At 35.6% G+C, this 14,045-nt stretch carries 12 protein-coding genes; 4 read left to right on the top strand and 8 right to left on the bottom strand.

The genetic code is table 11. From position 1 onward, the window contains the following. Nucleotides 1–20: 20 nt before the first annotated feature. Both G9C87_RS04855 and G9C87_RS04850 read right to left on the bottom strand, forming a co-directional pair. A complete protein-coding gene (locus tag G9C87_RS04855) occupies nt 21–182 on the bottom strand; it encodes a hypothetical protein (protein WP_172278714.1) in 162 nt (53 codons plus the stop codon). A gap of 144 nt (nt 183–326) precedes the next feature. After that, complete coding sequence (locus tag G9C87_RS04850; RefSeq protein ID WP_172278712.1) at nt 327–482, bottom strand: bacteriocin; 156 nt, start codon at nt 480–482, stop codon at nt 327–329. Between the two features lie 150 nt (nt 483–632). Between G9C87_RS04850 and G9C87_RS04845 the strand changes: the two genes are divergently transcribed. The 3 genes from G9C87_RS04845 (at nt 633) to cls (ending at nt 3,994) form a co-directional block, all read left to right on the top strand. Further along, complete coding sequence (locus tag G9C87_RS04845) at nt 633–1,571, top strand: helix-turn-helix domain-containing protein (RefSeq protein ID WP_172278709.1); 939 nt, start codon at nt 633–635, stop codon at nt 1,569–1,571. A gap of 87 nt (nt 1,572–1,658) precedes the next feature. Then, nucleotides 1,659–2,423 carry an SDR family NAD(P)-dependent oxidoreductase gene (locus G9C87_RS04840; RefSeq protein WP_172278707.1) on the top strand — a complete coding sequence of 255 codons (765 nt, stop codon included), beginning with the start codon at nt 1,659–1,661 and terminating at the stop codon, nt 2,421–2,423. Nucleotides 2,424–2,527: 104 nt separating this feature from the next. Continuing rightward, nucleotides 2,528–3,994: a cardiolipin synthase gene (cls, locus tag G9C87_RS04835; RefSeq protein WP_172278705.1), complete on the top strand. Its 1,467-nt coding sequence runs from the start codon at nt 2,528–2,530 to the stop codon at nt 3,992–3,994. A gap of 21 nt (nt 3,995–4,015) precedes the next feature. Here the strand turns inward: cls and G9C87_RS04830 are convergent, their stop codons facing one another. The 6 genes from G9C87_RS04830 to G9C87_RS04805 form a co-directional block, all read right to left on the bottom strand. After that, entirely contained in the window at nt 4,016–5,164 is a 1,149-nt protein-coding gene (locus tag G9C87_RS04830; protein ID WP_172278703.1) for a methionine aminotransferase, read from the bottom strand. Between the two features lie 116 nt (nt 5,165–5,280). Further along, a complete protein-coding gene (locus G9C87_RS04825) occupies nt 5,281–5,901 on the bottom strand; it encodes a YiiX/YebB-like N1pC/P60 family cysteine hydrolase (protein WP_172278701.1) in 621 nt (206 codons plus the stop codon). A 39-nt stretch (nt 5,902–5,940) separates the two neighbouring features. Next, nucleotides 5,941–6,654, bottom strand: coding sequence for a hypothetical protein (locus G9C87_RS04820; RefSeq protein ID WP_172278699.1), 714 nt, complete (start codon nt 6,652–6,654; stop codon nt 5,941–5,943). A 185-nt stretch (nt 6,655–6,839) separates the two neighbouring features. Continuing rightward, nucleotides 6,840–8,069 (bottom strand): T9SS type A sorting domain-containing protein, encoded by a 1,230-nt coding sequence (locus tag G9C87_RS04815; RefSeq protein WP_172278697.1) that lies wholly within the window; start codon nt 8,067–8,069, stop codon nt 6,840–6,842. A 276-nt stretch (nt 8,070–8,345) separates the two neighbouring features. Beyond that, nucleotides 8,346–9,074, bottom strand: a complete 729-nt coding sequence (locus G9C87_RS04810; protein ID WP_172278695.1) for a LytR/AlgR family response regulator transcription factor — start codon at nt 9,072–9,074, stop codon at nt 8,346–8,348. Beyond that, nucleotides 9,043–11,898 (bottom strand): histidine kinase, encoded by a 2,856-nt coding sequence (locus G9C87_RS04805; protein WP_172278693.1) that lies wholly within the window; start codon nt 11,896–11,898, stop codon nt 9,043–9,045. Before G9C87_RS04805 ends, G9C87_RS04810 begins: the two co-directional genes overlap by 32 nt. A 219-nt stretch (nt 11,899–12,117) precedes the next feature. Between G9C87_RS04805 and G9C87_RS04800 the strand changes: the two genes are divergently transcribed. Continuing rightward, on the top strand, nt 12,118–14,001 hold the full coding sequence (locus tag G9C87_RS04800) for a DNA topoisomerase IV subunit B (protein ID WP_172278691.1): 1,884 nt from the start codon (nt 12,118–12,120) through the stop codon (nt 13,999–14,001). The last annotated feature ends 44 nt before the right edge of the window (nt 14,002–14,045 follow it).

Below are 14,045 nucleotides of genomic sequence, written 5' to 3'. Positions count from 1 at the left end.
GAAAAAGTTTACAGCTGATATTATGGAATCAATTCCGGACGGCATTCAGGTTCTGCACATCCCATTGAAATGATTCTGCAACCATTGGTTTTCGGATCACGGCACTGCATAAGGCCTCCTGTAATTGTTCTCAACTCTTTTTTATTTAACCTTGTTCCGTTTTGTAGATTTTGGTTTTTCATAATGATATTGTTAGTTTTAATAATAATTTGCGATCATGATATTTCCTTATTTTGAATGATTGGTCAGGTAAGATATTTAAATACTGTGACCGGATGATACAAAAAACCACTCTTTGGAAGAGTGGCTTCGTAAAAAATATCAATTTAAGGAATGTATCTGCATTGAAATTCTGCACACTGACGCCCGTAAGCGATGCATTGATTGGTATCCGGATCCACACACATTTGTAGTCCACCGGTAATTGTTCTTAACTCTTTTTTGTTTAATTTTTTTCCTTTTTGGAGATTCAGATTTTTCATATTATGATTTTAATAAATTAGTTTAAACTAAGTTATGAAAAATATTTATTGTATGTCACTATATTATGAAAAATATTTGCATTAACAATAAATGATTGGAATTCAATATTTGTGTAACTTTATATATTTGAATTTTACAAATACTCAATTATGGAAAAAATAGGGCATGCTTCTCTGGAAGATTTTTATAGGGAAATGACTGCAAAGCTGGGGAAGGATATTGAAAGTATTTTTCCAAAGGGTTTGCATAAAGATATTGGTCATTTTAATGTATTTGATATTGCTCAGACCATTGAAAAGGTAAAGACAACTTCTGAAATGCCATATAACAGAAGAAAATATTATAAGATAAGCCTGATCCGGGGACGAAATAGAGCAGAATATGCAGATAAGGTTATTCCCATAAAAGAGAATGCGCTATTATTTGCAACGCCTAAGGTTCCTTATCACTGGGTTCCTGAAGATCCTAATCAATCGGGTAGCTTCTGTGTATTCACCGAAGATTTCTTCATTAAGGATAAATCTCATAATACGCTTGAAGACTTGCCTATATTTCAACCGGGAGCATTCCCCGTATTTGAAATCGATGCTGCGTTAGCAGATGAAATTGAGGTACTTTTCAGGAAAATAAAAACTGAAATTGAGTCTGATTATATTTTTAAATATGACCTGATCCGCAATTATGTACTCGAATTGATTCATTACGGACAAAAGTTACAGCCGGCTACAAAATTGTCGACCTCCAATGATGCTTCTTTACGAGTTGTTTCTTTGTTTATAGAGTTATTGGAACGACAGTTTCCCATTGAATCCTACGATCAGAGACTCCAGCTTAAAACAGCAAAAGATTACGCAGACCGCCTGTCTGTGCACGTTAATTATTTAAACAAAAAACTTAAAGAAAATACAGGAAAGACTACGACGGAATTTATAGCTGACAGGCTTATCCAGGAGGCTAAAATACTATTGAAGCAAACCACCTGGAATGTTTCTGAAATATCGTATGCGTTGGGTTTTGAGGAAATTGCTCATTTTTCAAATTTCTTTAAGAGAAAAACCTCATACAATCCATTACAGTTTCGTTCCTGATTTGAATTTTGCAAATTTCAGATTGATTGAAGCAAACATCTGTGTCTCCAAATACCAGAACTTTGTCCCATTAAAAACAACGAAAAAATGAATTCAAAAACAAAAATTGCCTTAATAACCGGTGGAAGCCGTGGAATAGGAAAAAACTCAGCCTTGAGAATAGCTGAAAAAGGTCTCGATGTTATCATTACTTATAAAAGCAGTAAAGAAGAAGCTGATGCTGTAGTCAATGAGATCAAGGCATTGGGTAGAAATGCTGCTGCTTTCCAATTGGATACACGAGATGTGAAAAGTTTTGATGCCTTTATAAAAAATGTAACAGATCATCTACAGGAGCACACCGCAAGTCCGAACATTGATTATTTAATTAATAATGCCGGAACTGCTTTATATTCTCCGATTACTGAAACTACAGAAGAGCAATTGGATGATATTATAGATATCCATTTCAAAGGAGTATTTTTCCTTAGTCAGAAGTTCTTGCCTTTTATGAATGATGGAGGTGGAATTATCAATATTTCATCCGGTTTGGCAAGAGTAGCGCTTCCGGGATCGTCAGTATACGGATCTATGAAAGCAGGGGTTGAAATGCTTACAAAATATATGGCGAAAGAATTAGGTGCAAGAAAGATTAAAGCTAATGTCGTGGCGCCCGGAGCTATAGAAACCGATTTTGGAGGTGGAAGAACACGTGATAATAAAGAGGTTAATGCTTTGGTTTCAAACATCACAGCTTTAGGAAGGGCTGGACTTCCGGAAGATGTAGGTGGAGTAGTCGCTTTTTTGTGTACGGAAGATGCAGGATGGATCAGCGGTCAGAGAATCGAAGTGTCGGGAGGAATGGCATTGTAAGATAATATCAAGGATATAATAATGAATAAAAGCAGTAGGAATCTACTGCTTTTTGCTATCTTTAATGTAGAATAATAATTGTATGATGAACGATCTTACCGGTTATGATTAAAGAATTTTTAAGCCAGTTTCCTTACATTTTACCTGCGATTGAAATACTCTATCTTGCAGGGATCTTTTTTCTTGCGGTGAGAATTATCATGGATACCAGAAACACCAGCAAAACGTTGGCTTATCTGCTACTGATCGTCTTTTTACCCATAATAGGGATCGTGATTTACTTTGTTTTTGGTGTTAATTACAGGAAGAATAAGTTCTATACATTCAAGATTGAAAGAAACGAGGAAATCTATAACAGGATTAAAAAATATATCAAAGAAACGCATTATGAAACTCTTGGTATCAGAGAAAAAGAGCTGGAGGATTTTATAACGACCGTTAATTTTCTTTATCATGGCGGACACTCACCCCTGACCCGTAAAAACAAGGTAGAAGTATTGATCAACGGAGAGGAGAAATTTCTAAAAGTTTTTGAGATTCTTGAAAAGGCACAACACCATATTCACCTTGAATATTATATTTACGAAAATGATGAAATAGGCAATAGACTTGCGGATTTACTGGTGAGAAAATCTAGGGAAGGTGTTATTATCCGTTTTCTTTATGACGATATGGGAAGTGGTAAAATCGGAAAGAAACTGCTTGCAAGATTAAGAGAAGCCGGAGTAGAAGTTTCTCCTGTCAACAAAATTACTTTCAGGGTTCTCGCCAACAGGGTCAACTACAGAGATCACAGAAAAATTATTATTGTTGACGGAACAAAAGTTTTTACAGGTGGAATAAATGTTTCTGATAAATATATCAATCCTAACCCTACACAATATTGGCGCGATATTCATTTATATATCCAGGGAAACGGAGCTTTTTATTTCCAGTTTTTATTCCTGAGCAATTGGATATTTGCAACCGAAAAAATTCCTCCTTTGTCTGAAGACTATTTCAATTATAAGGATGATGAAGAAGGAAGCACAATTATTCAGGTAGCCGCCAGTGGACCGGATACCAAGCCTTCCATCATGCTGAGTACAGTTTCTGCTATTCTTTCGGCCAAAGAAAAAGTATATATTGTTACCCCCTATTTTATTCCCGTAGAAACAGTTCTCAATGCCATCAAACAAGCTGCTATTGCCGGACTTGACGTACGGCTTATGGTTCCTGAATCCGGAGATTCTGTTGTGGTAAATGCAGCTGCTTATTCCTATTATGAGGAATTACTGGAAAGTAATGTGAGAATCTTTTTTTATAAAAAAGGGTTTATACATGCTAAAACGATGATCATAGATGATCTTTTTTCATCAGTAGGTACTGCAAATATGGATGTGAGGAGTCAGGAGCTGAATTTTGAGGTGAATACTCTTGTATTTGATAAGGAAATAAACCGGGAGATTGAGCAGGTATTTCTTCATGATATGAATGATTGCTCTGAAATTCATCTTAATGAATGGAGAAAAAGACCTAAGCTAAAGATTTTCTTTGAACATTTAGCCCGCTTGCTTTCTCCACTCATCTGATCAGGTACCTTTACCGATGTGCTATATTTTAGATAGATTTTCAATTGCCCTTTCTAACGTTTCCTCTTTCTTTGCAAAGCATAGCCTGATCACGTTTTCGTTCACCTTGTTTTTGTAGAAAGAAGAGAAGGGAACACTGGCTACTTTATGGGTCACTGTCAATTCGCTGGCAAAGTCAAAATCATTTTTATCCGATATCTTATCATACTTTAAAGCCTGAAAATATGTTCCTTCACAATCAAGTAATTCGAATGAAGTAGTCGAAAGCCCTTGCCGTAGAAAATCCCTTTTTTTCTGGAAAAATTCATTCAGGTGGTTGTAATGTTCATCATCTTTCATATATTCGGCTAGCGCCAGCTGAATGGGTGTGTTCACGCTAAACACATTGAACTGATGAACTTTTCTGAATTCGTCGGTCAGTATTTTTGGAGCTGCACAATAACCCACTTTCCAGCCTGTAACATGAAAAAGCTTTCCAAATGAAGCTATCAGAAGGCTTCTTTCCCTTAGTTCTGGATATTTGCAGATACTTAAATGCTGTTTTCCGTCGAAAACAATATTTTCATACACTTCATCACTTAAAATGAGAATCGGTGTATCTTTTACGATATGAATAAGCTCCTGAATATCGCTTTCCTTTAAGATCCTTCCCGAAGGATTATTAGGATTATTAAGAATGATCATTTTGGTTTTTTCATTAACCATTCCTTTTACAGCATTCCAATCGATCACATAATCCGGGGCCTTCATTTCAAAACGCCGGATAACTCCTCCAAAAAGTTCTACGGTCGGCTCATAACAATCATAAGCCGGTTCAAAAATAATCACTTCATCGTCTCTCTTGATGAACGTGGCTATGGCTGTAAAAATAGCCTGTGTTCCCCCTGCCGTTACTGTAATTTCTGAGTCGGGATGATAAATGGCCTGATGGCTGTTTTCAATTTTCCTGGCAATTTCTTCCTTTAATCCAATCATCCCTCCCATGGGAGCATATTGATTAAACCCTTTTTTAATGAAATTATCCACGTAATTCAGTAATTCTGGATCCGGCATAAAATCCGGAAATCCCTGAGACAAATTGATGGCTTGATTTTCATTTGCCAATTGAGTCATCTGACTGAAAATAGTGGTTCCAACATTGGAAAGCTTGGAAAGAGGAAGCTGTATCATTGACTGTATTTTATATACTTCGAATTTAATTTATTTTTTCCAATACAGAAGTATGGATATAAGAAAAGGTTACCCAATTTGATAACCTTGTTCTTTATTATTTGAGCATATTTAAATTATTTTATCCATTCAAATACTTGGGTTGCTTTATTGCTTCCTTCAAAGCCGTCTACAGGAAAGTAGGTGAGGGTATCTTTTTTTAAAACCTGGCTCATCATTCCTGTTACACCTTTTTTATGGTAGGACATAATTTCGATTCCGTTTTTTTTTAGTTCATCAACAATATATTCCGAGCAATAATAAGCTTTGCTGCCCTTGTCAAAATTAAAATCAAAATTAATATTCTGTTTTTCGGACTGAACAAGTGTACTTTTTATAGCATTGAATTTTTGAGGATCAATGTTTTTTAGCTGCCAGATGGAAAGATAATTTAAATCTTCAGGTTGAATAAAATTATCAATTGTTTCAACATACAAGCTATTTCCCTTATCATTTTTGTTTACGTAAACATGATAAATAAGAAGAGCATTGTTTTTAATATATCCAATACCTAAATGAGAAGCATATTTATTTTTAATATTAAAGTCTTTGGCTACATTTCCCAGTTTGCCTGTTGTGCCTCTTTGTATAAGGTAAATAGAATTTTCGTTTAATTCTAGATTTTTAATCTTATTGTTTAAAGCAGTTGTTTTATAACTATAGAAAGAAAAGATTACTATTATGAGTAAAATGCTCATAATAGTAATATCATATTTGAAATTTTTGAATGCCATGATCTATTTATCCCAAAGAGATCCTATAGCTCCGCCAATCATAGATCCAGCACATATGCCTCCCCATAATGCTCCAGGATTTAAGGTAACAAAGCCTATTCCTACACCAACTGCAAATCCTATTTTAGCTCCAAGTTGAGCTCCAGGCCCCATTTCTTTTGATGTTGTAGAAGGTGTTAATATTAACCCTAATTCGATATTACGTTGTAGATTATTAAAGTTATTAATAATTATTTTTTCATTGTTGGAAAGGGTGTTGAATTTTACATCACTTGTTAAATTAGAAATAGAATGAGTATTTATTAATATCATTAAGGATTTTGCTACCGTTGATATTGGCAACTGCTGAACGGTTTGATCAAAAGACACCTGATAAGCATTAATGGTCTTATCAATGATTTGATTTACTTGACTTAAAGTAGCTCTTTCATTAACAGGAATTTGAGCCTTATCGTAAAACTGATTCAAAAGACTTTGAGTTAAAGTGAAAGATGCCCCTTGAGTACCAACCGTGGAAATTGCAAAATTAACGGCACCGCTAAAAGGCTCTGGGTTTGCGAAATAATTTTGAGTCGATACTGGACCATTCAGGTTATTGATTGTGTTGGAAGTTTTAGAAGATTCTTCTTGATTGTTGATGTTGTCTTCACCACAAGAATTAAACATACATTGTGTAGTTGCCAGTCCGGCAAGGACCAGAAGCGTTTTTGTTTTCATAGGTTAAAGTTTTTGTTTTTTTTGGTAGACTAAAAGTATCATGATAGTAAACATCCCGATACTGTGAATTTGTAAGTGTTGGTGTTTTTTTAATAAGTGTTGTTAATCGGAGGTTAACTGTAACCAACATGAAAATGAATAAAGAGCTGCTAGGATATGAACAGCTCTTTTTAAAACTTTGGATTTTATTTTGAAATAATCAATTTTTGAGAATTTATTTTATTGGCTGATTTAATTTCAACAATATAATTCCCCTGAACAAGATGCTCAGTATTTAGTTTTATATTCTGGCGGCCGCTTTCAAGGTTTTCTGATTTTTCCAGCACTGTTTTTCCCGATGTATCAAGAACTCTTATGGAAACAGGTCCTCTTGAGGATTGATTTGTTTGAATATCCACATAGTTTTTAGCGGGGTTAGGAACCAGTCTGTACTCATTATCCATCGTTGTTAACTCTGCCTTGCCAATAGCTTTGATATCAATCTGAGGGGCTGTATTGCCAATATTAGCCTCTCTGGAAGGGACTGTTGATTTGGAATAACAGAAAGTGAAGCATCTTGTACATACCAATAGTTTTCCTTGCTTTTCAGTAACACATATCGTATATGTACCAGGAGTGGCATAAGTATGGGTTAAAGTGGAAAAAACATAAGGAGATGTTGTTCCGTCACCCCAGTTTACAGTGTAGCTACTGCCCGGATTATTGGGTGTTGAAACAAGAATTGGATTGGTAAGAGTTAAATTCACAGTTCCTGTGTTATTACCTTGTGTACTGAATGATGTTTCAAGTTTAAAGTCTGCTGTACATCCGTCACATGATTTGATGCAAATATTGTCGAAGTATACTCTCTCGCTTGGGCTTGAAGTAATGTCTGGCGATATCATTACTGCTGTTGAATTGTTCAATACATTATTGAAGTCAGTCCATGTACCTCCCGGCATGCTCCATGTACCTTCTGAATTACTTGGAAAAGCTGAGCTCGTAGCTAAAGCTAATGGAGCACGTACCCGGACCCATCCGCTATTAGGGGTTACTGTAGCATTGGCAACAAACGTAATCGCCTGATTTCCTGAAAGAATGTAAATAGTAGGATGGAGTGGGGCATTAAAACCTCCGTCTTTTTCAAGATAAAAATCGAAATACAGACATTGTCCCAAAAATCTTTGTCCTATGTTTTTATAGTCTACAGGATTGATGAACCAGGATCCACCGGAAAGATCATCTAGTATAAGATATTGTGAACCGTCCAATGTATTGGGGCTGCCAAGGTTGTAGTTGACAGCGTTGTTTACGGGATCCAGCTGCCAGTTTCCTAAAGGGTTACTGGTGCCGTTAAAATCAGAACAAGGAGCTTGTGCATTCATCAGAAGGCATCCAAGGAACAAATAAATCGTTAAAAAATATATTCTTATCATAATGTGCTACTGGTTTTATCAATCAAAAACCAGAAAAAACTTTAGTTATTAGTAATTTGTTTATGAACTTGTCATAAATGTATTACGATATCTGATGCCAGGGTATTGTGATTTAATAAGTGTTCCTGCTTCACTAATAAGTGTTATATAATTTCTCTTAATTGTGATTTAGCGTCTGGATTCAAACGATATTTTTACATACATATAAAAAATCCCTCCATCCAAAATATTATGTTGGATGGAGGGATTTTGCTTTTTGAACAATCGGATTAAGATTTATTCCAATTGTTCAATTTTATTTAAGAAATCATTTTTCTTACGGACGGAAACATCCAGAACAGAGTTGTCAGTCATAATCACCTGTCCTCCTTTTCCTTTGATGTACTCTTTTAAGTGGCTCAGATTGATGAGGTGTTTATGATGTATTCTGAAAAAATTATAATCGGAAAGAAAATCTTCAAATTCATGCAGTGTTTTCGATACAATAACCTTTGTTTTATCACTCATATAAAATGTAGTGTAGCTGGAATCCGCTTCGCAACGAACAATATCTGCGATATTTGTAAGCTTGAATCCCTGCATAGTAGGTAGGCTTATTTTATTCTGGTGAACAGCCGGTGTAGAAGTTCTGTTCTTTTTGTTGATTTCCAGAGCCTTATTTACAGCGATAATAAAATCCATCTTTTTGATAGGTTTCAGAAGGTAATCCGTTGCTCCATTTTTTATGGCCTGGATAGCAAAATGTTCAAAGGCGGTAATAAATATGATCTGCGAGTTGATCTCTCTGAACTTTGAAAGCAAATCGAATGCGGTACCGTCTTTTAGCTGGATATCTAAAAATAAGATATCCGGAGCGTTTTTCAGAAGATTAACATAGGCTTCTTCTACGCTTGAGGCCTGAAACGAAATCTGTATATCCGGAAACTCATTCTTCAGCAGGAGAGAAATATAATCTCTTCCGTCTTGTTCATCATCAATGATGCAGGCTTGTATTTTGGTTTTCATAGGGGGTCATATATAGTTTAATTTGTGTACCTTGTTTTCCGTCCTTTTCGGAAAGATTATTCAGCTCCAACGTTATATCAGTCTCAAAAAGCTGCCTGAATGTTTCAATCCTTTTTTGAGATAATTTCACTCCGAAAGAATTGGCTTTTGCAGATTCCGGTCTTTTTTCTATTCCCACGCCATTATCCTCAATAGTAATACAAAGAAGTGAATCGGTATAATCAAATGTAATCCTGATATTTCCTTTTCGATCCTTTAAACCGGAAACACCATGTTTTATGGCATTTTCTACAAACGGCTGTATCAGTAATGATGGGATCATCCAGTTTTCATCTGTATTTTTTGAACGTGTTATGGTGTAGTCGAACTGATCCTTTAAACGTAATTTTTCCATATTCAGATATAGAGAAAGGTATTCAATTTCCTCTTTGATCTGCATAAATGTCTTTTCAGAATAGTGTAACGTTTTTCGTATCATCTGAGCAAATATGTTTAAATAGTTTTCAGTTTCCGCATAATCTTTTTTGTAGAGCAAAAACTGAATAGAATTGAGACAGTTATAAATGAAATGTGGATTTATTTGTGCCTTGATGGCCTGTAACTCAAGTTCGGCAATCTTCTTTTCATAATAAAGCGTTTCGAGTTTTTTGTTTCTTTTTCTCTGAAAGTAAATAGTAACCACCACAAAAATAAGTGAGCATCCTATTATAATGATGAAGAATTTAAACCACCAGGTTTGCCAGAATTTGGGTTTAATTTCAAATGCTATGGACGAAAATGTATAGGATCGTTTTCCATTATAACCGAGCCCGAAAACTTTAAAAGTATATTTCCCCGGCGGAATTGAATTAAACATGATTTTAGATGAATTGCTTATTTGCCATTCATCGGTCAGACCTTCGACTTTATATTTGAATTTGATCATACCCTGAGAGATATAATCCGGAAAGCTGAGGTCAAAGGTTATTGTGTTGTCAGGTGCTTGCCCTTTAATCTCCTGATTGAGATCAAATATCTCTTTATCCCCTACGGTTACAGAATTAATGACTACTTTTTTATTGATAAACTTCTGCTGGGTTAACAAGTTGTGAATAGGTAAAATACCCAGACCTTTTGACGTTCCGGCATAAATGGTGTCGTCTTTTATAACGCATCCGGCGACTACGTTAGAGGGAAGCCCATCGGTTTGTGTGAAATTATCGATGGCCAGTTTTTTCCCTTTTATTTCTATCCTGCTCAAACCGGAATTGGTACTCGCCCAGAAAACGTTTTCATTTTCAACTTCGATTTTTTTTATCTGGTCTGTGGACAGACCATCTTTTTCAGTGATTCTTTTGAGGATCTTTTTGTTATTAAAAATCAGGACTCCATTGAGATTGGTTGAGCCTACATATACATCAGGCTTAAGTTTTTTGATATCTTTGAAATAATATCCCTCAATAAATAGTTGTCTTTTATTTGTTTTTACATTCATTTTATACACATCCTTAAAACTTCCAACAAAGACACTGTCTTTATCATAGCGTAGGGCTGTATAGGCTCTTTCATTAAACAGGTCAGATTTGGCCCCGGTAATGAAATTATAAAGTGTAAGACCCTGCGAAGTACAGAGGAGTATTGAACTGTCATTATAAGGGATTATATTTTTTAAGCTATAATCACCAATGGTTGTAATTTTTTTATTATCGGTATTGTATTGGTACGTTCTTAAACTAAGCCCCAGTATAACACTATTCCCTTTTGAAAACAGGGCCTTTGTTTCAATTTTCCGATTTTTTTCAAGAGATACATCAATGATGGTATTCGATTTTAAAATGCCGAATTTTGCCTCATTGTACCCCATGATAATGTTTTTACCACTTTTTCCGATAGCTGTAATGTAGGAAGAATTATTCTTTACAGGAAGATGGATATAATTGTTGAAAAACTTATCTGTAATAAAATAAATACCATTGTTTCTGGTGGAAAACCAGATGTTTTTATCCTTGTCTACGAGGATATGATTCATGACAAAATCATTCATGATCTTCATGGGCCGGGATAGGTTCCCATCCCGTAAAGTATTTTTGTAATAAAGAACTCCTCCTTTATCTAAACATACCCACAATCTGTCGTTACGGTCAATAACAAGCTGATGGATCGGTTCTCCAACAGAAAACGACTGCGTTTTAATGAATTCAAATTTGTTTTTTCGTTTGAAGATATCAATAGTATTTCCACGGTAAGCAACTAAGAAGTCCCCCTTTCTGTAGATGGCACTTTTTGGTAATGAAATATTGCATAGTATTTTCTTTCTTGTGAGGATATCATATGCTATAACTTTTTGGGTATCATCTGTAAGGTAAAGCAGGTGGTTGGACACATCCATACTGAATATATAAGGATTACGACCCACTAAGGGAAAACCTGCATGTAAGGAAAGAGGAATTGTTGTTACTTTTCCACGTCTGTATATATAGATATCTTTTGGACTGTTGGCTGTATATATAAAAACTGAATCTCCACTGCTGTAAGTATGGGAGGTGTCACGGAATTGAAGTTTCCTAAGCTCTTTGTTATCATCCGGATTGATGATTTTGCCATTTTTCAGATAGGCGAAATCACTCAGGTAGGTTACGATGAAAATCTCACCATTAGATAAAGGGTTGCATCCAAGGATATCAATGTTTTTAAGCCCGCTTTTTTTATTGTATTGTTTAAATTCCTTACCATCAAACCTGAAAAGTCCATTATCGCTACCAATCCAGATAAGTCCTTTGTCATCCTGACTCATAGAATAGGTGTAGGAGCTATTCAACCCGTCTTCCTCACTATAATTTACCAATCCCGGGATTTGAGAAAATGAAAGAAATGGAAAAAATAGTATTACTAAAAATAGAAGAAAATCACGTAGGTTTTTCACTTGATCTTGAATAATGATGTAAATATAAAATTTGCTTGATAATAATGCAAAACATATTACATAATATTGAAAAAAATGAATTAGAAAAATTCGGATAATTTTAAGCATTTTCGTACTTTTGTGTGTTTGCTGAAATAACTTATGTCACAAGAAATAAATCCAATCTATTCAGAAGATAATATCAGAACCCTCGATTGGCAGGAACATATTCGTTTGCGTCCCGGTATGTACATCGGAAAGCTTGGAGATGGTTCTTCCGCCGATGATGGTATTTACATTTTACTTAAAGAAATTCTGGACAACTCTATCGATGAGTTCAGGATGAAATCGGGTAAGAGAATTGAAATAAAAGTAGATGACGGAAAGGTAACGATTCGTGATTTTGGCCGGGGTATTCCGCTTGGAAAAGTGGTGGATGCCGTTTCCAAAATGAATACCGGAGGTAAATACGACAGTAAGGCCTTTAAAAAGTCCGTAGGATTGAATGGTGTTGGTACAAAAGCGGTTAATGCGCTTTCTGATTATTTCAGAGTAAGATCTTTCCGCGACGGAAGAATGAAGGTTGCGGAATTTTCACGTGGAATCATCTCGGAAAACCATGAGGAAAAGGATACTTCTGACAGGAACGGTACTGAAATTTCGTTTATACCCGATGGAGAAATCTTTCTTCATTTCAAATACAGAAAAGAGTATATCGAAAGAATGCTCCGGAATTATGCATATCTGAATCCGGGACTGAAAATCATTTTTAACGGGGAAACCTATTATTCAGAAAATGGACTTAAAGATCTGCTAGAAGAAGAACTGGAAAGCGAAATTCTATATCCGATCGTACACCTGATGGATAATGATATTGAAGTAGCTATTACGCATTCGGATAAATCACAGACTGAAACCTATTTTTCTTTTGTGAACGGGCAGAATACAACGCAGGGAGGTACCCACCTTAATGCTTTCCGTGAAGCATATGTGAAAACAATCCGTGAGTTTTTCAACAAAAACTTTGATGCTTCGGATATCAGAAAATCAATCATTGCTGCGATTTCAATTAATGTAGAAGAACCTGTTTTTGAATCCCAGACCAAAACAAAATTAGGATCTAATGATATGGGCCCTAATGGTCCCACTGTAAGAACCTTTATCATTGATTTCTTAAAAAGTAAACTGGATAATTTCCTGCACAGAAACCCTGAGATTGCAGAAGCCATTCAACGGAAAATTTTAATTTCCGAAAGAGAACGAAAGGAACTTTCGGGAATTCAGAAACTGGCAAGAGAGCGGGCGAAAAAAGTATCGCTTCATAATAAAAAACTGCGTGATTGCCGTCAACATTATAATGATCAGAAGGCAGAAAGAAAAGGGGATACACAGATCTTTATTACCGAGGGAGATTCCGCATCGGGATCCATCACGAAATCAAGAGACGTAGAAACGCAGGCTGTATTCTCACTGAAAGGGAAACCATTGAACTGCTACGGACTGACCAAGAAAGTAGTGTATGAAAATGAAGAATTCAATTTATTGCAGGCCGCTTTAAATATTGAGGAAAGTCTTGAAGATCTGCGATACAATCAGGTTATTATTGCAACTGATGCGGATGTCGATGGAATGCACATCCGTCTTTTAATGATTACATTCTTCCTTCAGTTTTTCCCGGACCTGATCAAGAACGGACATCTTTATATCCTTCAGACTCCTTTATTCAGGGTGAGAAATAAAAAAGAAACCCGGTATTGTTATACGGAAATGGAAAGGGTAAAGGCTTTGAATGAATTAGGAAAAAACCCTGAGATTACACGATTTAAAGGGCTTGGAGAGATTTCTCCCGATGAGTTTAAACATTTTATAGGTAAAGATATCCGCCTGGAGCCTGTAGTTGTCGGAAAAGATCAGACCATAGAACAGCTTTTAGAGTTTTATATGGGTAAAAATACACCGGACAGGCAGGTTTTCATTCTTGAAAATCTTGTTGTAGAAGACGGGGATATTGATAGCAGAGAACTAATAAGCGAAGTAGAAAGTTAAATAGATCCCTCCAAAAAACTTTCCTGTAATAATTAATCTTTAAA

The sequence above is a fragment of the Chryseobacterium sp. LAM-KRS1 genome (assembly GCF_013184525.1).
Lineage (GTDB): Bacteria > Bacteroidota > Bacteroidia > Flavobacteriales > Weeksellaceae > Chryseobacterium > Chryseobacterium proteolyticum.
Note: the sequence above shows the minus strand (reverse complement) of the source record. Positions and strands in the feature narration are given on the sequence as shown.